The sequence below is a fragment of the Vogesella urethralis genome (assembly GCF_007644045.2).
Classification (GTDB): domain Bacteria; phylum Pseudomonadota; class Gammaproteobacteria; order Burkholderiales; family Chromobacteriaceae; genus Vogesella; species Vogesella urethralis.
On record NZ_VMDW02000075.1, the window covers coordinates 1 to 20,993 of the forward strand.

The window sequence follows — 20,993 nt, forward strand, 5'->3', positions numbered from 1 at the left end:
TGGAGGTAAGCGGGATCGAACCGCTGACCTCTTGCATGCCATGCAAGCGCTCTCCCAACTGAGCTATACCCCCACTGAGGCGTTACGTTGTGCGTCAGTCACAACGTGGGGCGCATAATAGACGCCCGTTTTGGGTGTGTCAAGCATTGGTCCGCATTTTTTTGCCAGATGGTGCCGGGCTGCGGTTTGGCGGCCACTTGCCTTTATAATGCAGGCTTTGTTTCGGGCAGGGTGCTGTCATGTCGGTAGGGCATTACGAAAACTTTCCGGTAGGGTCCATCCTGTTGCCGCGGCGCATGCGCCGGGCGGTGCACGCTATCTACCATTTTGCCCGCTACGCCGACGATATTGCCGACGAGGGCGATGCGCAGCCGGCAGAACGGTTGGCCGCACTGCAGGCGCTGCGCGACGAGCTGGGCCGCATCGAGGCCGGGCAGGCGCCGCAAACCGCGCTGATGCAGCGGCTGGCGGCGGTGATTGCCGAGTACCGGCTGCCGCTGGCGCCGTTTTACGATCTGTTGTCGGCGTTCAGCCAGGACGTGGAGAAAACCCGCTACCAGAATTTTGCCGAGTTGGTGGACTACTGCCGCCGTTCGGCCAATCCGGTGGGGCGGCTGATGCTGCACCTGTACGGCGAGCACGACCCGAAAAGCGTGGCGATGTCGGACGGTATCTGCACCGCGCTGCAGCTGATCAACTTCTGGCAGGACGTGGCGGTGGACTGGAGCAAAGGCCGCGTCTACATTCCGCAAGACGACCTGGCGCGGTTTCGCATTGGCGAGGCGCAGATTGCCGCCCGCGACGCCGGCGGCGTGTGGCCGATGCTGATGGACAAGGAAGTGAAGCGCGCGCTGGCCATGCTGGAGGCGGGCTCGCCACTGGGGCTGAAACTGAAGGGCCGCCTGGGGCTGGAGCTGCGCCTGATCATCCTGGGCGGCGAGCGCATACTGAAAAAGATTCACGATGCCCGTGGCGATGTGCTGACGCAGCGCCCGGTGCTGGTGTGGAAAGACTGGCTGTACATGGTATGGAAGGCACTGACCGTACCGTACGCCACCAAGAGGAGGCGGGCGTGACCCCCCAACAATATTGCGAAGACAAAGCGGCGAAAAGCGGCTCCAGCTTCTATAGCAGCTTCCGTTACCTGCCGGCCGACAAGCGCGACGCCATGGTGGCGCTGTACGCGTTTTGCCGCGAGGTGGACGACGTGGTGGACGAGATTCACGACGACAACGTGGCGCGTACCACGCTGGCGTGGTGGCGCACCGAGCTGGCCGCGCTGTACGAAGGCACCCCCAGCCACCCGGTAATGCAGGCGCTGAAGCCGCATGTGGCGGCGTTCGACCTGCCGCAGGCCTGGCTGGCCGAGATCATCGACGGCATGCAGATGGACCTGGACGTGCCGCGTTACAGCCGCTACAGCGACCTGCAGCTGTACTGCCACCGCGTGGCCGGCGTGGTGGGCCAGCTATCGGCGCAGATTTTCGGCTACACCGACCGCGCCACGCTGAAATACGCGCACGAGCTGGGGCTGGCGTTCCAGCTCACCAACATCATCCGCGACGTGGGCGAAGATGCGCGCCGTGGCCGGCTGTACCTGCCGGTGGAAGACCTGCAGCGCTTTGGCGTGCCGGCGGCCGACATCATGGCGTACAAGGAGTCGGACGCGTTCGACGCGCTGATGCGCTTCCAGATCGAACGCGCCCGCGAGTGCTACCAGCGCGCGTGGCAGCTGCTGCCGGCGGCCGACCGCAAGGCGCAGCGCATCGGTCTGGTGATGGCGGCCATCTACCGCGCCACGCTGGACGAAATCGAGCTGGACGGCCCGCGCAAGGTGTTGAACCAGCGCCTGTCGCTGTCGCCGGGCCGCAAGCTGTGGCTGGCGTGGAAGACCGCCACCTTCGGCTACAAGCCTTGACCCCGCGCGTTGCCATTATCGGTGCCGGCTGGGCCGGCTTGTCGGCGGCCGTGGCGCTGGCGCCGGCGGCCAACCTGGTACTGTATGAAGCCGGCAAGGTGGCCGGTGGCCGCGCCCGCCGCGTCGAGCTGGACGGCATGGCGCTGGATAATGGCCAGCACATCCTGATCGGCGCCTACCGCGACACCCTGCAGCTGCTGCGTACCGTCGGCGTGGACCCGGCGGCACAGTTGGCCGCACAGCCGCTGGCGTGGCTGCAGGTAGACGGCATGGCCATGCGCTGCCCGGACTGGCCGGCGCCGCTGCACCTGCTGGCCGGGCTGCTGAGCGCGCGTGGCCTGCGCTGGCGCGACAAGCTGGCCATGCTGCGGCTGTTGACTTGGCTCAGGTGGCAAGGCTGGAAAATCGGGCAAGATGCGCCGGCTTTGGCCTGGCTAGCCGCCCACGGCCAGAGCGAGGCGCTGCTGCAGCGCTTCTGGACGCCGCTGATTCTGGCTACGCTCAACACCCCGCCGGTGCAAGCCTCCATGCAGTTGCTGGCCAATGTGCTGCGCGACAGCCTGGGTGCGCCGGCGGCCGACGCCAGCCGCCTGCTGCTGCCGCGCTGCGACCTGGGCCGCCTGCTGGTGGACCCGGCGCTGCAATGGTTGGCCGCACGCGGCGCCGACATCCGCTTGGGGCACCGTGTCGCCGAGCTTGCGCCACAACCGGATGGTAGCTGGCGGGTGGACGGCGACGCCTTCGACGCCGTGGTGGTGGCGGTGGCGCCGTACCACGCTGGCGCATTGCTGGACCACGCGCCGTTGCAGGCCTTGCTCAAGGGCTGGCAATACCAGCCGATAAGCACCGTATACCTGCAATTCGAGGGCAGGGTGCGTTTGCCGGCGGTGATGACCGGCCAGGCTTACGGCTGCGGCCAGTGGTGGTTCGACCGCCAGGCGCTCAGTGGCGAGCCGGGGTTGGTGTCGGTGGTGATCAGTGCGCAAGGGGCGCACGACACGCTGACGCGCGACGCGCTGCGCGAGCAGCTGCTGGCGGAAATGCGTCGCCATGTGCCGGATTTGCCCCCGCTGAAAGCCAGCTGGCAGATCACCGAGCAGCGCGCCACCTTTGCGGCCAACGTGGGCTTGCCGCGCCCGGACGTGCGTCTTGGCGTAGAATCCGCTTATCTTGCGGGCGACTGGCTGTGCGCCGATTACCCGGCCACGCTGGAAGGTGCCGTACGCAGCGGCATCGTGGCTGCCCGAACCCTCATGCAGGACTGGACTAAAAAGAATGATGGAAACCTTCGATAAAGATTACCTGGCCGGCCGCGTGCTGTTGGTGACCGGCGCTACCCAGGGCATTGGCCGCGAAACCGCGCTGGCCGCTGCGGCGCATGGCGCCACCGTGGTATTGCTGGCGCGCAGCGTGAAGGGCCTGGAAAAAGTGTACGACGCCATCGTCGAGGCCGGTGGCCCGGAGCCGGTGGCCATTCCGCTGGATTTGCTTACCGCCAGCGACGACGACTTCAACACGCTGGCCTACCAGATCAAGCAGGCCGTGGGCCGCCTGGACGGCATCGTGCACTGTGCCGCGCATTTCTATGCGCTGTCGCCGCTGCGCGACCAGCGTATCGATGAATGGATGAACCAGTACCGCATCAACACGGTGGCGCCGTTTGCGCTGACCCGCGCCTGCCTGCCCTTGCTGGTAGAGGCGCCGGACGCCAGCGTGCTGTTTGTGGGTGAAACCCATGGCCTGCAGCCGGGGCCGTTCTGGGGCGCGTTTGGCGCGTCCAAGGCCGGTGTCAGCTACCTGGCCAGCGTGGCCGCGTCGGAGTGGGACGTGTTCCCCAATCTGCGCGTGAACCAGCTGGTGCCGGGCCCGGTCAATTCGCCGCAGCGTACCCGCACCCATCCGGGCGAGGCCAAAAACGAGCGCGGCGAGCTGGCCGACCTGATGCCGCACATGCTGTACTGGCTGGGTGCTGCCAGCCGTGGCCGCAGCGGTGAAACCACGGTGCTGGATCTGCGCAAGAAACTTGCATAAGGACAAGGGATGCGGGCTTATCTGTTACTGCCGGCGTTGGCATTGCTGACGGGCTGCAACTGGGTGATGAACGTCAGCGGCCTGGCCGCCGAGTCGAACAAGGCGATCGGTGCGTCCTGCCGCCAGACCGGCCGTTCGCTCGAGGAGTGCTATAACCGCAACCCGGATGCAGACAAGGCGCAGATTTTTGCCGGCTGGCGCGAAATGCACGAGTACATGAGCAAGAACAAGCTGGAAACGGTGGCGCCGCCGCCCGACCCGGTGCCACCGCCGGTGGCCGAGGCCGAGGCGTCGCAACCGGCCCCGGCCGAGCAGGCTCAAAAAAAAAGTGACCACGCCGTAGCCCCGGCCGCGCCGGCAGCCGCAGCCGCAGCCGAGCACGGTGCGGCTGCGGCTCATTCCCCGGCCGCCGCTGCACAAGCGGCGGTGCCGCAGGGCAAGCGCGTGCTGACCAACGAAGAAGCCGAAGCGTTGGCCAAGAACGACCCGCTGATCGATTCCATCCTGTCTACCGTGCGCGGTGCCGAAAAGCAGGAGGGCGCCGCCAAAGGTGCCCCCAGTGCCACCGACAACCGCCTGCTGAACATCCTGAACGAGCTGGAGGCCGACAAGAACGCGCCGGCCGCCCCCGCCAAACCGGCCACCCCGGCGCCCAAGCCGGCGGCAGGCCACTGATTTCCCCGACATGGCAAAAATCAAGACGCAGTACCAGTGCGGCGAGTGCGGTGGCACCTCGCCCAAGTGGCAGGGCCAGTGTCCGCATTGCGGCGCCTGGAACAGCCTGAGCGAAACCGTGGCCGCGCCGCCGGCTGCTGCGGCCAACGCCCGCTTCCAGAGCTGGACGGCGCAGACGCAGCCGGTGCAGCAGCTGTCGCAAGTGCAGGCGGCCGAGGTGCCGCGCGAATCGTGCGGTATCGAAGAGCTGGACCGCGTGCTGGGCGGCGGCATCGTCAAGGGCGCCGTGGTGCTGCTGGGCGGCGACCCCGGCATCGGCAAGTCCACGCTGCTGTTGCAGGCGCTGGCCACCATCGGCAGCACCCGCAAGGTGCTGTACGTGTCGGGTGAGGAATCGCCGCAGCAGATCGCGCTGCGCGCCACCCGCTTGGCGGTGGACGCCAGCCGCGTGCGGCTGCTGTCCGAAATCCGGCTGGAGGCCATCATCCCCACGCTGCAGGCCGAAATGCCGGAAGTGGCGGTGATCGACTCCATCCAGACGCTGTATTCCGACCAAGTGACGTCGGCGCCAGGCTCGGTGTCGCAGGTGCGCGAGTGCGCGGCGCAGCTGACGCGCATTGCCAAGCAGAGCGGCATCACCATCATCCTGGTGGGCCACGTCACCAAAGAAGGCTCGCTGGCCGGGCCGCGCGTGCTGGAGCACATTGTCGATACCGTGCTGTACTTCGAGGGCGACAGCCACTCCAGTTACCGCATGATCCGCGCCATCAAGAACCGTTTTGGCGCGGCCAACGAGCTGGGCGTGTTCGCCATGACCGACCGTGGCCTGCGCGGCGTATCCAACCCGTCGGCCATCTTTTTGTCCAGCTACCGCGACGACGTGTCCGGCTCCTGCGTGCTGGTGACGCAAGAGGGCAGCCGGCCGCTGCTGGTGGAAATCCAGGCGCTGGTGGACGACGCGCACGGCTTTCAGCCCAAGCGCCTCAGCGTGGGCCTGGAACAAAACCGGCTGGCCATGCTGATGGCGGTATTGAACCGCCACGCCAGCATTGCCTGCTTCGACCAGGACGTGTTCCTGAACGCGGTAGGCGGGGTGAAGATCAACGAGCCGGCGGCCGACCTGGCAGTCATTCTGGCCATGGTGTCGTCGCTGAGGAACAAGCCGCTGCCGGAAAAGCTGGTGGTATTCGGCGAAGTGGGCCTGTCCGGCGAGGTGCGGCCGGTAACACGTGGCCAGGAACGCCTGAAAGAGGCGGCCAAGCTGGGCTTTACCCGCGCCATCGTGCCGGCGGCCAACAAGCCGCGGCAGGATATCGATGGCCTGGAAGTGATTGCCGTGGAGCGGCTGTCTGAGGCCGTCGATTATTGTGTGCGCCGTTAGGATCGCCATGACCATTACCCCGCAACAGATCGAAGCCGAACGCCCCTACTTGCTGCGCTATGCGCGGGCGCAGCTGCAAGACCAGGCCGCCGCCGAAGACGCGGTGCAGGACGCGCTGCTGGCGGCGCTGGAAGGGCAGGCGCGCTTTGCCGGCCAATCCAGCGTGCGCACTTGGCTCACGTCCATCCTGCGTTTCAAACTGGTGGATGTCATTCGCCGTCAGGGGCGCGAGCAGGCTACCGACCTGAGCGAAGACACCGACTTGTCCGACCTGGACGGCCTGTTCGATGGCCATGGCGCCTGGCAGCAGGCGGTGCGCGCCTGGGGCGTGCCGGAGGAGGGCTTGCTGGCCAAGCAGTTCTGGCAGGTGTACCAGCAGTGCGCGCAGGCGATGCCCAAACGCACGGCGATGGTGTTTGCCATGCGCGAGGTCATGGACATGGACATCGCCGAGATTTGTCAGAATTTATCGATTACGGCGACTAACTGTTCGGTAATGTTGTACCGCGCACGCATGAGCCTGCGCGAATGCCTGGAGACGCGCTGGTTTCAGCAGGAGGTAGCCCGATGATGATGAATTGCCAGCAGGCTAGCCGCCTGATTTCGGATGGCATGGACCGCCCGCTGACACGTAGCGAACAGGTGCGCTTGTCGTTTCACCTGCTGATGTGTCGCAACTGCCGCCACTTCCGCCAGCAGCTGCAGCAGTTGCGCCAGGGCATTCGCCGCGCCCGCGACGAGTAGGCGCAGGCGGCATGTGGCCGCAGACGATGCCCCGAAAAAGACGGCCAGCGCGCTACCCGCCGCTGGCCGTATCACATGAAGAGGAAGCGATCGTCCGCGTACGGACACGGTCGGGCCGGGCAGGGCCGGCCCTGGGGTAACTTGATCAGTGCTTGCGCGCCTTGCCGCCGTGGCTGGCTTTCTGGCAGGCATTCGGGCAGCTGGCACAGTGCGCTTTTTCGGCAATGCCGACACAGTCCAGCTGCTGCTTCAGCGAGCACACCGAACGGCGGCAGGCAATGAAGCGCACTTTTTCTTCGTTGGCCAGTTCGCGGAAGTGCTTCATCACGTTGTGGCCGAGGAAGTCGGTAAACAGGATCAGCAGGTCGGTGCCGGCCGGCAGGCGGTCCAGCTTGCGCTGGTGCGAGCTGTTGCGGCCGCTCAGGTGCTTGTGGATGCTGATGCCGTATTCGTCCAGCACGCCCGGGATATTGCCCAAAGTATCTGCGCCTACCAGCATGGCATTCATGTTGCGACTCCTGCATTGGTGAATTCGATGCGTGGATGATATCCATTCTCATTCTTGTTATCAAGAATAATTCTCATTAAAAGTTTGTGACTGTCGCGCAAATATGACATTGGTCGTGATGGTGCCGCCTGTGTCGGTTTTGTCCGACTTTGTAGCAGGGTTGATGTTGAAAATAACAATCAGTATTATTCCGCGCCCAACGATAACAGCCGTGCCGCCACGACGGCCACGGCAGCCAACCCTCTCCGGACCCGAACGCATGATGCACACACTTACTCCCCGTACCCTGCCGCTGCTGGTGCTGGCGGCGCTGGCCGGCCCGGCGCTGGCCGACGTCACGCTGCCGACAGTGACCGTTTCCGCCGACGAAGCCGCGTCTGCGGCCAACAACGCCCGTCTGCCAGAGGTGACCACCGCCACCCGCACCCGTACCCCGGCCAAACTGGTGCCGCAAACCATCGATAGCGTGAAAACCGAACAGATCACCGCCTACGGCCAGCGCAGCCTTAGCCAGGCGCTGGTCGGCGTACCAGGCGTGGACGCCAGTGGCGATACCCGTTTCGATGGCGTTACCATCCGCGGCTTCAGCGCTGGCACCGATATGTACCTGGATGGTTTCCGCGACGACATGCAGTACACCCGTGACCTGGGCAATATCGAACGGGTAGAGGTGCTGAAGGGTCCGGCAGCGGTGCTGTACGGCCGTGGCAGCAGCGGTGGCATCGTCAACCGCATCAGCAAGCGCCCGCAAAAGGGCCTGCCGTCGACCGTCAGCGCCGAGGTAGGCAGCCATGACCGCTACCGCCTGCAGGCCGACCTGAACGGCGAGTGGCGTGACGATATCCGCGTACGCCTGAACGCCGCGCAAGAGGAATACGGCAGCTTCCGCAATGGTGTGAACGGCACCCGCAAGCTGTTTGCCCCGTCGTTGAACTGGCGCCTGGCGCCAGACCTGAACTGGCTGCTGCAGTACGAGTACAACGAACACAGCCGCACGCCGGATCGCGGCATTCCCGGCGTGAACGGCGCGCCGGCCAACGTGCCGCTGGAAAGCGTGTATAGCGATACCCGCCGCGACAATATCCGCGATGTGTCGCAGTCGCTGCGCTCGCGCCTGAGCTACGACCTCAACGCGCAGTGGCAGCTGCGTCACCTGCTGGGCCTGATCCGCCTGGACAGCCAGTTCGACAATACCTACGTCACCGGCGTCAGCGGCAGCAACGTCAACCGCCAGCGCTGGCAGCAAGACCTGACGGCAGACAACCTGATCAGCCAGACCGAGCTGGAAGGCGAAGTCTACAGCGGCAACGTCAAGCACCAGCTGCTGCTGGGCCTGGACCAGGGCTGGCAGGAACGCAACCCCAAGCTGTACAACAACGCCACCACCATTGCGGCGGCCAACCTGTACCGGCCGGAAGCGCTGGCGCAGTACAACGGTGCCATGCGCGTCAACAGCGACGCCCAGCACCGCGTGCGCAGCCGCGGCGTGTACGCGCAAGACCAGCTGACGCTGGGCGACTGGCAATTGCTGGCCGGCCTGCGCCACGACGTGTTCCACGTCAGCAGCCGCCGGCTGGACACCGGCGCCAGCGAGTCGCGCAATAGCAGTAGCCTCAGCCCGCGCCTGGGCGTGGTGTGGAACGGTCTGCCGGCGCACGCGCTGTACGCCAGCTACAGCAAGACCTTTGCCCCGGTGGGCGGTAGCCTGATCGGCCTGACGCCGGGCAGCCAGGGCAACACGCTGGACCCGGAATACACCCGCCTGTACGAAACCGGCATCAAGAGCGACTGGCTGGGCAACCGCGTGGCCACCACGCTGTCGCTGTACCGTCTGGAGCTGTACAACCGCCGTACCACCGACCCGGCCGACCCCAGCCGCACCATCCTGACCGGTCTGCAGCGTAGCGAAGGCGTGGAGCTGAGCGCCCAGGCCCGCCTGCCGGGCCAGGCCTATCTGCGTGGCGGTGTGGCGGTGCAGGATGCCAGCCTGGTGCGTGCCGAGCCGGCCAACCAGGGCAAGCGCCCGGCCAACGTGTCCAAGCATAACGGCAGCCTGTTCGTGGGCGTGGACGCCAGCCAGGGCTGGTTTGGCGAGGTGGGCGTTACCGCAGTAGGCAAGCGCTTTGCCGACAGTGCCAACACCACCGTGCTGCCGGGCTACCAGCGCTGGGACGCCCGCGCCGGCTACCGCCAGAAAGCCTGGGACGCCACCTTGGCGGTGGAAAACCTGACCGATCGCCGCTACTTCGTCAGCGCCACGTCCAGCGCGCAGATCATGCCGGGCAACCCGCGCCAGTTCCAGCTGAGCACGCGTTACCGCTTCTGAGCGGGGTCGTATCCTGTTAACGCACAAGGCCTGCCGGCATTGCCGGCAGGCCTTGTGCGCATCTTGCGGCCAACCTTGCGTCAGGCGTTAACCGGCCCTAGTGCGCCTGGCTGGTGTCGGCCACGCGGGTGGGGCGCGGTGCCAGCCAGATCATGCAGGCGGCCAGCACGAACGACAGGCCGGACAGCCAGAACAGCTCGTTGGTGGACAGCATGATGCTTTGCGACTGGATCAGTTGCGACAGCTGCTGGCGACCGGCATCGATACTGCCGCCGCCCAGCTGCTGCAGTGCCTGCGGGCTGCTGTCTACCAGTGCCGTTAGTTCGGCATGGTAGTGGCTGGCCTTGTCGTCCCACGCGGTAGTGACGATGGAAGTGGCAAAGGCACCGGACAGCGTACGCATGAAGCTCATCAGGCCGGCGGCCGACGCCATTTCTTCCGGCTCCACGCTGGCCATGGCCAGGCCGGTGAGCGGCACAAAGAAGAACGGCATGCCCACGCCCTGGAACAACAACGGCAGCGCCACTTGCCAGAAGTCCATGTCGGTAGTGGCAAAGCTGCGGTACAGGGTGACTGCCCCCAGCCACATCACGCCGGCAAATACCAGCGGGCGTGGATCCATCTTCTGCGACAGCTGCGCGGCCAACGGTGCTACCAGTACCGCCAGGATGCCGCTCATCGCCGTGGCGTGGCCGGCCTCGGTGGCGGTGTAGCCCATATAGGCCTGCAGCCACTGCGGGGTCAGCACCGTGGCGCCAAAGAACGAGCCGAACGCCAGCGAGATGGTGGCCACGCTCACCCAGTAGCCGCGGTGGCGGAACACGCGCAGGTTCACTACCGGGTTGCGCTCGGTCAGCTCCCAGATCATGAAGGCGGCAAAGCCGATGGCGCTGACCACAGCCAGGCCTACGATGATGGGCGAGCCGAACCAGTCCAGGTTCTTGCCTTCGTCGATCATGATCTGGAATGCGCCCACCCACAGCACCAGCAGCGCCAGGCCAATGGTGTCAAAACGCATCTTCACGATGGGGCTTTGGTAGCGTTTGAGCAGGCCCCAGCCAAAGTAACCGCAGGCAATGGCAATCGGCACGTTGATATAGAAGATCCACGGCCAGCTGGCCTCGTCACACAACCAGCCACCCAGAATGGGGCCCATGATCGGTGCCACCAGCGTGGTCATGCTCCACAAACCGATGGCGGCGCCGGCTTTTTCCTTGGGGAAGATCTGCAGCAGCAGCGTCTGCGACATCGGCATCAACGGGCCGCCGGCCAGGCCTTGCAGTACGCGGAACAGGATCAGCATTTCCAGCGAGGTGGCCATGCCGCACAGCAGCGAGAACACACCAAACAGCACCATCGCACCGGCAAACAGCCGCACTGTGCCAACGCGTGCCGCCAGCCAGCCGGTCAGCGGCACAGTGATGGCCTCGGCCACCGCGTACGAGGTAATGACGTAAGTGCCCTGGCTGGACGACACACCCAGGCTGCCGGCGATATTGGGCACCGACACGTTGGCGATGGTGGTGTCCAGCACGGCCACGAAGTTGGCCGCCGCCAGCAGCAGGGCCGCCAGCCACAGCTGGCCGCCTTGCAGCGGGGTGATGGGGGGGGAGTTGGGCGCGGACATGCGGCCTCCTTATTCGCTACGGGTGTCGATGGTGGCGGTCATCGACAGGCCCACCTGCAACGGATGGCGTTGCAGCTCTGCCGGGTCCAGCGCAATGCGCACCGGTACGCGCTGCACCACCTTGATCCAGTTGCCGGTGGCGTTCTGGGCCGGGATGGTGGCAAAGGCAGCGCCAGAGCCGCCGGACAGGCCGGCTACCTTGCCGTGGTATTCCACCTCGCTACCGTACAGGTCGGCCTTCAGCGTGACCGGCTGGCCAATGCGCACGGTGCGCAGCTGGCCTTCCTTGAAGTTGGCGTCCACGTGTACGGCCTGCAGCGGCACTACCGACAGCAAGGCGCTGCCGGCCTGTACGCGCTGGCCCAGCTGCACCTGGCGTTTGGCCACCACGCCGTCTACCGGCGCGCGGATCACGGTGCGCGCCAGGTCCACGCGGGCCTGGTCACGTTTGGCACGGGCCAGCGTCACTTCCGGGTTGGTATCCACGCTGCTGTCGCGGGTAAGAGTCTGGTTGGCTTTCAGGCTGCCTTCGGCGGCGCGCAGGTTGGCGGCACTCTGTTTGGCGGCTGCTTCGGCGGCCTGGTACGCCGCTTCGGCCACGTTCAGCGTACTGCGGGCGTTGCTGACTTCCTCGCCGGATACCGAGCCGTTTTTGGCCAGTGCCTGGCGCCGGTTGTAATCGAGGCGCGCGCGTTCCAGTTCGGCACGGGCCGATTCCAGCTGTGCCTGGCTGCGCACCTGCTCGGCGGCGCGGGCCTGTACCTGGGCGCTGAGGCCTTCATCGCTGGCCAGATAGCCTTGTACGCGGCGCTGGGCGCGTGCCAGTTCGGCTTCGGCTTGCGCCAGCGCCAGGCGGGCATCGGTATCGTCCAGCACCACCAGTACGTCACCGCGCTTGACGGCTTGCGTATCCACCACGGTCACCTGACGCACGGTGCCGCCCACTTCGGGGGTTAGCTGCGCCATTTCGGCAGCCACGTAGGCGTTGTCGGTGCTGACGTGGTGGGACGCCACCAGATACCAGTAGCTGCCGTAGGCCAGCGCGCCGACGGCAACCACGCCGCCCAGCAGGGCAAACAGGGTTTTGCGGCGGGCGCCAGGGTTGGCCGCGTCGGCGGGCATGTCTTGTGGCGGGAGGGCTTGGGTGTGTTCGCTCATGATGTGTTTTCTCTCAATCGGTTTTGTCGGGTCAGGCGGGCTGGTGGTTGCCGCCCAGCGCCTTGGTCAGGGCGATGTCCAGTTGTGCCTGCTGGCTTTGCAACTGGGTCTGCGTGCGGCGTGCGGCAATCACGCTGTCTTCGGCGTTCAGTACGTCCAGGTAGCTGGCCAGGCCGCCCTGGTAGCGGTCGTGGGTGAGCTCCCACGACCGTTCGGCCGCCTCGGTGGCCTGCTGGCGCTGTGCCAGCTGTGCGGCCAACCCTTGTTGACGGGTGTAGGCCTGGGCGATGTCTTGCAGCGCTTGCAGCAGGGTCTGGTTGTAGCTGGCGACGGCGCTGTCGTATTCGCCGCGTGCGCTGCGGTAGCTGCCTTGCAGTGCGTCCTGGCGGAACAGCGGCAGGCTGATGGCCGGGCCGAAGCCGGCAATGCCGGAGCCGCCACGGGTCAGTGCGTCCAGCCCCAGGCTCTGGGCGCCAACGTAGGCGCTGAGGTTGACGTTGGGGTAGAAGCCGGCACGGGCGACCTGAATGCGGCTGGCGGCGGCTTCGGCACGCAGGCGGGCGGCGGCGAGGTCGGGGCGGTGGCCGATCAGGTTGGCCGCAAGCGTAGCCGGCAGCGCTTGCGCCTGGCTGACATTCAGCGCCGGGCGTTGCAGTGCCAGGCCGCGGTCGGGGCCGGCGCCCAGCAGGGCGGCCAGGGCCTGTCGTTGCAGGGTGATGGCTTCTTCGGCGGCCAGCAGCTCGGCTTCGGCGGCGGCGCGGCGCGAGGCGGCCTGGGCCACGCTGGCACGGTTTTCCAGGCCCTGGCTTTCGCGTTCGCGTATCAGGCCTTCGCTCTGGCTGCGTACCTTCAGCGCCTGCTGGCAGGCGTCACGGTCGGCAAACAGGCGCGCCAGCTCGGCGTACTGGCTGGCCACGGCGGTGGTGAGCAGCAGCCGGCTTTGCGCCAGTTCGGCCTGGGCGGCGGCCTGTTCGCTGCTGGCAGCGGCGATGGCGCTGCGGTTTTTGCCCCAGAAGTCCAGCTCGTAGCTGACGTCCAGCGCCACGCGGCTGCTGGTGTTGAAGCCCGGCGGCACGAAAGCGGGCGGCATGCCGTTGTTCAGGCTCTGGCGCAGGCGGGTGAAGTCGCCGTTGGCGCTGACGCTGGGCTGCTGTGTGGCGCCGGCCTGTTGTGCCAGGCCTTCGGCTTGCAGCAGACGGGCGCGGGCACTGTCCAGCGACGGCGACTGCGCCAGCGCTTCCTGCATCAGCTGGTCCAGCTGCGGGTCCTGATAGCGCTGCCACCAGTGCGCGCCCGCCCACTCGCCGTGGCTGTCCGGCAGCGTCTGCTGGCTTTGCAACTGGCTGGCCGGCAGCAGGGTGGGGCTGGCGGGCAGGTCGGGAACGCTGGCACAACCGGCCAGCAGGCTGCCGGCACCCAGCAGCAGGGCCAGCCGGGTACGCACATGAGATGCGGGAAGGGTCTGGTTCATGATCTCGCTCAATAATTAAACTGTACGGTACAGTTATAATCGTGGTGTACAATGGCTGTCAATAGAAAATTGAACTGACTGGTTCAGTATTGAGGGGTGAGCATGCGCGTCAAGACCGAAGCAAAGCGCCAGAGCATCGTGGATGCTGCGGCCGAGGTATTCATGGAGAAGGGCTACGAAGCGGCGTCGATGGCAGAAATTGCCAGCCGCGCCGGCGGCTCCAAGGCCACGCTGTATAGCTACTTTCCGTCGAAGGAAGAGCTGTTCCTGATGGTGATGAAAACGCTGGCGGAAGAGCGCATGAGCCAGGCCCACGCGCGGCTGACGGCCGATGGTGACTTGCGCGCAGCCCTGTTGCGTTTTGGCGAGCAGATGCTGCGCAATCTGCTTAGCCCGGAAATCGCCGCCTTACGCGGTATCGTGCTGGGCGAAGGGCGGCGTTCCGGCGTGGGCCAGCTGTTCTTCGATAACGGCCCGGCCATCGGCTGGGGCAAACTGGCCGCATTTCTGGAAGGGCAGATGCAGGCCGGTCGGCTGCGCCAAGCCAAGCCGTGGACGGCGGCGGTGCACCTGCTGGCGCTGCTGGAGGCCGAGTTCATGGAGTGGTTTATCGTCGGCGCGCGTGACATGCCGTCCGACGAGGCGGTCAGCGAGGCGGTAGTGGCGGCGGTGGACGTGTTTCTGGCTGGTTACGCACCGCCAGGCGCCGGCGCCTGAGGCGGGGAAGGCGAGCAAGCACAAGGGCGGCCTGCGCATGCAGGCCGCCCTTGGTATTGGTATAGCGCCTGGCTCAGGCGGTAAGGTCTAGCTGCGAAATCAGGCCTGCCTGGCCGCTTTCGGTCAGGTAGACGCCGGCTTTGCGCATCTGGGCCACTGTGTGGTTGGCCGCATCGGTGTGGCGGAACTCGGCGTCCACGTGCGGCAGCAGCAGCGCGCCGATGCCAACGTCCAGCAGGCTGGTCAGCTGGTCCTGGCCGTCTTGCTGGCCCTGCCACAGTTGCAGGCGGGCAAACAGCGGGTCGCCCTCGTCGATGGCACCGTTGCCGTCGCTGTCCAGCGCGGCCAGCTCGCCAAAGCCGTTGCCGCTTTGCGGGCCGAACAGCTCGTTCTGCTGGTCGATCTTGCCGTTGCCGTTGCGGTCCAGCGCCAGCCAGCCGCCGTTCTTCGGTACCGGCAGCGTATTTTTCTTGCCGTCGTTGTCGATGTCGAACTGCACGGTCGCCCCCGACAGCGTGCCGGCGTCGCTGCCCAGGCTGATCATCAGCGGGTCGCGTGCGGCAGCGCCGAAGTTCAGTGTTTCCTTGCTGCTCACCGAAAAACTGCGCTGCAGGCTGACGTCCAGCTGAAAGCTGAGGCTGCGGCCGTCGCGGGTGGTGATGTTGCCGCTGGCGGAAAACTGCAGCGCTTCCTGCTCGCTGTAACGCGTTTCGCGCTCGATGCGCAGCCCCCAGTCTTCGTTGCCCTGTTCGCGGCGCGACGCGGCCTGATCACCGTTGTCGCGCGTCTCGCCCTGCATGGCCTGTTCCTGGGCAGCCGCCTGCAGGTGTTCTTTGTCCATCGGGTAGACGTCGGACAGGTCGATGCGGATGCCGAAGGTGGACTCCAGGATATTGCGCAGCAAGGACAGCGTCGGGCTCAGGTCGGCCTCCAGCGGGCTGTCGCTGGCCTGCACGCTGTTAGCCGCCTGGGCGGCGTTGCTGTCGGCAACGTTCTGGCTGGCGGCGGACAGTGCACTGGCGGCGCGGCCACGCTCGCTGATGTCCACCTGGTCTTGTGGTGCGGTGTCACGCGGGTTCTGTTGCCAGAAGGTCACGCGCTGTTGCGTGCTGTGGGTTTGTTCCAGGTAATGCTGGCTGCTGAGGTCCAGCGACAGGCTGTCGATTCTCATGGCTGTTCTCCCGCGTGCCCGTCTGCGCTGCAGCGGAGGCAGTGAGGCGGTTTGATGCACTTATATCGGCAGCATGCCGCGGAGGCTTAGCGTTTTTTGATAGCGAACGCTAATAAAAATGCCCGGCGCTGGAGCAGCCGGGCAGTGTGGGTGTGCGGATGAAAAAGCCAGCGCCATCAGCAGGCTGGCAAGCAATGGCTGATCAGGCTTACAGGTGCTTGCCGGCGCGCCAGATCGACCAGATTAACCACAAACTGTTGAAAAAAGCAGCCATAAAGCCAAGGAAACCGAATAGTGGCAAGCCGAACAGCGTGGGCCCGCCCTTGACCGTCATCACGATGGACGAGCCGATGATCAGGCAGCCGGTGACGATGCCCATGGTCAGCCGGTTCACGCTCTTGTCCAACTGCTGACCAAACTGCTCCAGCCGCTTCAGGTCAAGATTGATGCGGAAGCGACCGTGGCGCACGTCCTTGGCCAGGCGGATCAGGTCGCCGGGCAGGTTGGCCAGCATGCCCAGGCCTTCGGTGACCGTGGTTTTGCCGCGTTTGAACAGGTTGCGCGGGTCGTAGCGCGCCAGGATCAGCTGCTTGACGAACGGTGCCAGGTGCTCCACCAGCTGGAAATCCGGGTCCAGCTGGCGCCCCAGGCCTTCCAGCGTGATCAGCGCCTTGAACAGCATGGCCATGTCCGGCGGCAGCAGGATGCCGTGGTCGCGGATCAGCGCCATGATGTCGTTGATCAGCTGGGTGATGTTCAGGTTTTTCAGCGGTACGTGGTCGTACTGGAACAGGATCTCGCCGATGTCTTCGGCAAACTGGTCTTCGTCTACCGGCGTGCTGCCGGTCCACTCCAGCAGCACGTTCATGATGCCGCGCTCGTTGCGCTCGGCCAGTGCGGCCAACATGTCCACGATCTCGTCACGCCGCTTGTGCGACAGCCGGCCCACCATGCCGAAATCGATGAAGGCGATGCGGTTGTCGGCCAGGAAAATCACGTTGCCGGGGTGTGGGTCGGCATGGAAAAAGCCGTTGATCAGGATCATCTTCAGCACCGCGTCGGCGCCGCGCTTGGCCAGTAGCGGCGGCGACAGGCCGGCCGCCGGCAGCGCGTCCACCGGCGTGGCCGACCAGCCGGCGATGTAGTCCTGCACGTTGATGCCGGGGCGGGTGTAGTCCCAGTACACCGCCGGCACGCGGATGTGCGGGTCGCCGGCAAAGTCCTTGCCGAAGCGCTCCATATTGCGTGCTTCTACCGCCAGGTCCAGTTCGCGCCGTAGCGAGCGCGAAAACTGCGCCACGATCTCGGATGGCTGGAAGCGGCGCGCGTCGGGAAACTCCAGCTCGATCAGGTGCGCAATGTGTTCCAGGATGCGCAGGTCGGCTTCCACCTTTTCCACAATGCCGGGGCGGCGCAGCTTGACCGCCACCTCGGTACCGTCTTTCAGTACCGCACGGTGCACCTGGGCAATGGAGGCAGAGCCGATGGGCTGGCGGTCGAACTCGGCAAACACCTCGTCAGGCTGGCAGCCCAGTGCCTGGCTGAGCAAGCCGTCCAGAAAGCCGTCGCCGATAGGCGGTACCGTGCTTTGCAGTTTTTCGAATTCGGTAATCCATTCCGGGCCGAACACGTCAACGCGGGTGGACAGGATCTGCCCCAGCTTGATGAAGGTGGGGCCCAGCTCTTCAAAGGCGCGGCGCACGCGAATGGGGGCGGGGATAGCGTTGGCCGGGTCGGGCAGGGTGATGTTCAGCCACTCGCCGGCTTTTTCTACTGCTCGCGGCAGGCGCAGGCGCTGCGCAAATTCGCCCAGACCGTGGCGGAACAAAATGCCGCTGATCTGTTTCAGACGGGGGAGGTCGCGCATGGCGATCAGGGTTTCTCTGAGCATGGCAGTCGTCTTGCAGAAGGGCGCGGGGCCGTGGACAGCGCACGCCGGCCGGCGTGGCCAGCGCAGTATCGCAATATTTACCCTGCATCGACAATAGCCGTGCTACCAGCGCCAGGCATGCATTGCTGCTTGGTTACCCGGGGCGAACGATGGTATCGTTCAGCACAATTTTGTTCAAAACCAGCCGCAGGACAGACAGCCGGCAGCGCCACGCCGCGCCGGCCCGGGCAGAACACCGCTTGCATCTATGACATTTCACCGACAACTGCTGGCCTTGTTTCTGGCAGGTTTCATGGCATTTGCCCACGCGGCGCCGGAAACCATGCCCGACGGCGAGGCCGACCCGATCGCCCGCTTTGCCGCCCCTGGCGAAGAAGCCGCCGGCGACCTGCTGCTACAGGCCATGAGCCTGCTCGGCGTAGCTTACCGCTTTGGCGGCAGCAACCCGGAAACCGGCCTCGACTGCTCCGGTTTCATCCAATACGTGTTCAAGAAGTCGCTGCGCGTCACCTTGCCGCGCACCGCTGCCGGCATGGCACAGGTTGGCCGCGAGATCGAACGCGATGAACTGAAGGCCGGCGACCTGGTCTTTTTCAACACCCGAGGGTTCCGCTATTCGCACGTGGGCATCTACCTGGGTAACAACAAGTTCATCCACGCCCCGCGTACCGGCAAGAACATCGAAGTGGCCAATATGAGCCAGAGCTACTGGACAGGCCGCTATAACGGTGCCCGCCGTGTATCGCGTACCGGCTTGCCGGCAGCAGCGCCCGAGGCAGACAAGCCGGTCAGCGCTGCCGTGGCCGAGAAGCGCAGCAGCCAGTACCGCAAGGCAGAGGCCCCGGCCCGCGAAGAACGCGTGGTCAAGGGCAAGAAGCGCAAGGCCAGCGACGACAAACCGTCCGCCAAGAAACGCCGTGGCGATAACGAGCAGCCGGTGGCCAAGAGCCGCAAGGGCAAGCGCGAGGCCGCCGACAGCAACGCGCGTAGCAAAAAGAAAACCTCGCGCGACGACAATGGCAGCAAGAAGTCCGCCAAATCGGCCAGCAGCGAGAAGAAAAAGAAAGCGGAGAAAAAGCACAAGGACTGACCGTCTGCGGCTTTACCGCTTTGCCGAGGCCCCGGTTCTGCCGGGCCTTGCCGTTTTATCCGGGCAGCGCGTGCGCTGCCGGCCCTTGCGGCCAACCCTGTGGAAAGGTAAGCATGAAACTGGATTTGCCGGTCTGGCACGGCCCCGATGGCAGTGTGGTGTCCTGCACCGAGAAGGTGAAGGTGATGACCGAAAACATGGAAGAACTGGCGCAAATGGCGCAAGACGCGTTTGAAGACGCCATCCTGATGGGCTGCGACGAGCACCAGGTGCGGGCCTTCCTGGTCAGCCTGATGCAGCAGCTGGACAACCCCTACCAGGCCTGAGCCCGATGTCGCTACCCTACGAGGTCTTTATCGGCCTGCGCTATCTGCGCGCGCGCCGTCGCAACGGTTTTATCTCGTTCATTTCGCTGATGTCGGTACTGGGCATTGCCTTGGGCGTGGCCGCGCTGATCGTGGTGCTGTCGGTGATGAACGGTTTTCAGCAGGAAATCCGCGGCCGCATGCTGTCGGTGGTGTCGCACCTGGAAATCGGCAGCTACGACGGCCAGATCGCCGGCTGGCAGCCGCTGCAAGCGCAGTTGCGGCAGCAGCCACACGTAGTGGCCACCGCACCGTATGTGAATGCGCAGGGCCTGCTGTCCAGCCGAGGCAATGTGCGCGGCGCGCTGGTGCGCGGCGTCGACCCCGCCGCCGAGCAGACGGTGGTGGCACTGGGCAAAGAGATGCTGCGCGGGAAGCTCACCGACCTGGAAGGCGGCAGCTTCCGCATTGTGCTGGGGGTGGAGCTGGCGCGCCAGTTGGGCGTGGAAGTGGGCGACAAGGTCACGCTGATCACGCCGCAGGGCAATGTCACGCCAGCCGGCATGATGCCGCGCCTGAAGCAGTTCACTGTTGCCGGCGTGTTCAAGGCCGGCATGTTCGAGTACGACTCGTCGTTGGCCATGATCTCGCTGCGTGACGCGCAGGTGCTGTTCCGGCTGGGGCAGGACGTGTCCGGCATTCGTCTGAAACTGGACGACGCCATGCTGGCGCCGCAGGTGAAAGCCGCGTTGCAGCCGCACCTGGCGGCCAACCAGGTGGCCACCGACTGGACCGACATGAACGCCAACTACTTCCGCGCAGTGCAGATCGAAAAGCGCATGATGTTCATCATCCTGACGCTGATCGTGGCAGTGGCCGCGTTCAACCTGGTGTCCACGCTGGTGATGGTGGTTACCGACAAGCAGGCCGACATCGCCATCCTGCGCACGCTGGGTGCCAGCCCGGGCAGCATCATGAAAGTATTCATGATCCAGGGCTCGGTTGCCGGCGTGCTGGGTACCGTCGCCGGCGTGGCCGGCGGCCTGCTGCTGGCTTACAACCTGGGCGCGGTGCTGAGCACGGTCGAACACCTGATCGGCGCCAAGCTGCTGTCCAGCGACGTGTACATGATCGACTACCTGCCCACCGACGTGCAGCTGGGCGACGTGGCTACCATCGGCCTGATTTCGCTGGCGCTGGCGTTGCTGGCCACCATTTACCCCAGCTGGCGCGCCGCGCGCGTGCGCCCGGCGGAGGCACTGCGTTATGAGTGACAAGCAAACCATCCTGCACTGCCAGGGCCTGGGCAAGCGCTTTACCGAGGGGCCGCAGGCGCTGGACGTGTTGGCCGGCGTCGATCTGGCCGTGGCACGCGGCGAGTTTGTCGCCATCGTTGGCGCTTCCGGCTCCGGCAAGAGCACCTTGCTGCACCTCTTGGGCGGGCTGGATACGCCGACCAGCGGTAGTGTCAGTGTGCTGGGCCAGGCGCTGGGCGGCATGAACGAAGCCGAGCTCGGCCGCTTCCGTAACCGCCACCTGGGTTTTGTCTACCAGTTTCACCACCTGCTGCCGGAGTTCACCGCGCTGGAAAACGTGATGATGCCGCTGCTGATCGCCCGTCAGCCGCGGGCCGAGGCCGCCAGCCGTGCCGCCGCCTTGTTGGGGCAGGTAGGGTTGGCCGCACGCGCCAGCCACAAGCCTGGCGAGCTGTCCGGTGGCGAGCGTCAGCGCGTGGCCATTGCACGGGCGCTGGTGATGCAGCCGGACTGCCTGCTGGCGGATGAGCCCACCGGTAACCTGGACCGTGGCAATGCCGAAGCCGTGTTCGCGCTACTGCGCGAACTGAACCGCACGCTGGGCACCGGCATGGTGATGGTCACGCACGACCGCGAGCTGGCCGCCCGTGCCGACCGCGTGCTGCTGCTGGGCCCTGCCGGCCTGCAGCCGTTGGCTGAGTAAAACCCGATTTACCCATAAGGA

The 20,993-nt window shown here is 65.6% G+C and carries 20 protein-coding genes and 1 tRNA gene; 14 read left to right on the forward strand and 7 right to left on the reverse strand.

The window, feature by feature from the left end:
* Positions 1-73 (reverse strand) — tRNA-Ala (locus FLQ03_RS07115).
* A 166-nt stretch (positions 74-239) separates the two neighbouring features.
* Here FLQ03_RS07115 and hpnC point away from each other — a divergent pair.
* Genes hpnC through FLQ03_RS07155 form a run of 8 tightly spaced genes read left to right on the forward strand, consistent with a single transcriptional unit; the run spans position 240 to position 6,749 of the window.
* Positions 240-1,076 carry a squalene synthase HpnC gene (hpnC, locus tag FLQ03_RS07120; RefSeq protein WP_144371296.1) on the forward strand — a complete coding sequence of 279 codons (837 nt, stop codon included), beginning with the start codon at positions 240-242 and terminating at the stop codon, positions 1,074-1,076.
* Positions 1,073-1,918 (forward strand): presqualene diphosphate synthase HpnD, encoded by an 846-nt coding sequence (gene hpnD / locus FLQ03_RS07125; RefSeq protein WP_144371297.1) that lies wholly within the window; start codon positions 1,073-1,075, stop codon positions 1,916-1,918. Before hpnC ends, hpnD begins: the two co-directional genes overlap by 4 nt.
* On the forward strand, positions 1,915-3,213 hold the full coding sequence (gene hpnE / locus FLQ03_RS07130; RefSeq protein WP_144371298.1) for a hydroxysqualene dehydroxylase HpnE: 1,299 nt from the start codon (positions 1,915-1,917) through the stop codon (positions 3,211-3,213). Before hpnD ends, hpnE begins: the two co-directional genes overlap by 4 nt.
* A complete protein-coding gene (locus FLQ03_RS07135) occupies positions 3,197-3,949 on the forward strand; it encodes an SDR family oxidoreductase (protein WP_206210891.1) in 753 nt (250 codons plus the stop codon). Before hpnE ends, FLQ03_RS07135 begins: the two co-directional genes overlap by 17 nt.
* Before the next feature lie 9 nt (positions 3,950-3,958).
* Positions 3,959-4,624: a hypothetical protein gene (locus FLQ03_RS07140; RefSeq protein ID WP_144371300.1), complete on the forward strand. Its 666-nt coding sequence runs from the start codon at positions 3,959-3,961 to the stop codon at positions 4,622-4,624.
* 10 nt (positions 4,625-4,634) lie between these two features.
* Complete coding sequence (gene radA, locus FLQ03_RS07145) at positions 4,635-6,005, forward strand: DNA repair protein RadA (RefSeq protein ID WP_144371301.1); 1,371 nt, start codon at positions 4,635-4,637, stop codon at positions 6,003-6,005.
* A gap of 7 nt (positions 6,006-6,012) precedes the next feature.
* Positions 6,013-6,576 carry a sigma-70 family RNA polymerase sigma factor gene (locus FLQ03_RS07150; RefSeq protein ID WP_144371302.1) on the forward strand — a complete coding sequence of 188 codons (564 nt, stop codon included), beginning with the start codon at positions 6,013-6,015 and terminating at the stop codon, positions 6,574-6,576.
* Positions 6,573-6,749 carry a zf-HC2 domain-containing protein gene (locus FLQ03_RS07155; protein ID WP_144371303.1) on the forward strand — a complete coding sequence of 59 codons (177 nt, stop codon included), beginning with the start codon at positions 6,573-6,575 and terminating at the stop codon, positions 6,747-6,749. The genes FLQ03_RS07150 and FLQ03_RS07155 overlap by 4 nt, the downstream gene beginning before the upstream one ends.
* A gap of 145 nt (positions 6,750-6,894) precedes the next feature.
* On the opposite strand, the gene FLQ03_RS07160 is transcribed toward FLQ03_RS07155, so the two are convergent.
* Positions 6,895-7,257: a DUF2325 domain-containing protein gene (locus tag FLQ03_RS07160; protein ID WP_144371304.1), complete on the reverse strand. Its 363-nt coding sequence runs from the start codon at positions 7,255-7,257 to the stop codon at positions 6,895-6,897.
* A gap of 259 nt (positions 7,258-7,516) precedes the next feature.
* Here FLQ03_RS07160 and FLQ03_RS07165 point away from each other — a divergent pair, with 259 nt between their 5' ends.
* The gene (locus tag FLQ03_RS07165; RefSeq protein WP_144371305.1) at positions 7,517-9,583 is read left to right on the forward strand and encodes a TonB-dependent receptor; all 2,067 of its coding nucleotides are present in this window, start codon (positions 7,517-7,519) and stop codon (positions 9,581-9,583) included.
* A 97-nt stretch (positions 9,584-9,680) separates the two neighbouring features.
* Here the strand turns inward: FLQ03_RS07165 and FLQ03_RS07170 are convergent, their stop codons facing one another.
* From FLQ03_RS07170 to FLQ03_RS07180, 3 genes are read right to left on the reverse strand one after another with little or no spacing between them, the layout of a single operon-like run.
* Positions 9,681-11,210, reverse strand: coding sequence for a DHA2 family efflux MFS transporter permease subunit (locus tag FLQ03_RS07170; RefSeq protein ID WP_144371306.1), 1,530 nt, complete (start codon positions 11,208-11,210; stop codon positions 9,681-9,683).
* 9 nt (positions 11,211-11,219) lie between these two features.
* On the reverse strand, positions 11,220-12,368 hold the full coding sequence (locus FLQ03_RS07175) for an HlyD family efflux transporter periplasmic adaptor subunit (protein ID WP_144371307.1): 1,149 nt from the start codon (positions 12,366-12,368) through the stop codon (positions 11,220-11,222).
* 31 nt (positions 12,369-12,399) lie between these two features.
* Entirely contained in the window at positions 12,400-13,839 is a 1,440-nt protein-coding gene (locus tag FLQ03_RS07180; RefSeq protein ID WP_144371308.1) for an efflux transporter outer membrane subunit, read from the reverse strand.
* A gap of 102 nt (positions 13,840-13,941) precedes the next feature.
* On the opposite strand from FLQ03_RS07180, the gene FLQ03_RS07185 reads away from it, so the two are divergent.
* A complete protein-coding gene (locus FLQ03_RS07185; protein ID WP_144371309.1) occupies positions 13,942-14,556 on the forward strand; it encodes a TetR/AcrR family transcriptional regulator in 615 nt (204 codons plus the stop codon).
* 73 nt (positions 14,557-14,629) lie between these two features.
* Here FLQ03_RS07185 and FLQ03_RS07190 read toward each other — a convergent pair whose 3' ends face one another.
* Both FLQ03_RS07190 and FLQ03_RS07195 read right to left on the reverse strand, forming a co-directional pair.
* Complete coding sequence (locus FLQ03_RS07190) at positions 14,630-15,727, reverse strand: hypothetical protein (RefSeq protein ID WP_144371310.1); 1,098 nt, start codon at positions 15,725-15,727, stop codon at positions 14,630-14,632.
* A gap of 208 nt (positions 15,728-15,935) precedes the next feature.
* A complete protein-coding gene (locus tag FLQ03_RS07195) occupies positions 15,936-17,618 on the reverse strand; it encodes an ABC1 kinase family protein (protein ID WP_144371311.1) in 1,683 nt (560 codons plus the stop codon).
* A 247-nt stretch (positions 17,619-17,865) separates the two neighbouring features.
* Between FLQ03_RS07195 and FLQ03_RS07200 the strand changes: the two genes are divergently transcribed.
* The 4 genes from FLQ03_RS07200 to lolD all read left to right on the forward strand — a co-directional run bounded on the left by FLQ03_RS07200 (position 17,866) and on the right by lolD (position 20,972).
* Positions 17,866-18,708 (forward strand): C40 family peptidase, encoded by an 843-nt coding sequence (locus tag FLQ03_RS07200; RefSeq protein WP_144371312.1) that lies wholly within the window; start codon positions 17,866-17,868, stop codon positions 18,706-18,708.
* 113 nt (positions 18,709-18,821) lie between these two features.
* Complete coding sequence (locus tag FLQ03_RS07205; RefSeq protein WP_144371313.1) at positions 18,822-19,034, forward strand: hypothetical protein; 213 nt, start codon at positions 18,822-18,824, stop codon at positions 19,032-19,034.
* A 5-nt stretch (positions 19,035-19,039) separates the two neighbouring features.
* Positions 19,040-20,287 carry a lipoprotein-releasing ABC transporter permease subunit gene (locus FLQ03_RS07210; RefSeq protein ID WP_144371314.1) on the forward strand — a complete coding sequence of 416 codons (1,248 nt, stop codon included), beginning with the start codon at positions 19,040-19,042 and terminating at the stop codon, positions 20,285-20,287.
* Positions 20,280-20,972, forward strand: a complete 693-nt coding sequence (gene lolD / locus FLQ03_RS07215) for a lipoprotein-releasing ABC transporter ATP-binding protein LolD (RefSeq protein ID WP_144371315.1) — start codon at positions 20,280-20,282, stop codon at positions 20,970-20,972. The genes FLQ03_RS07210 and lolD overlap by 8 nt, the downstream gene beginning before the upstream one ends.
* Positions 20,973-20,993: the final 21 nt, after the last annotated feature.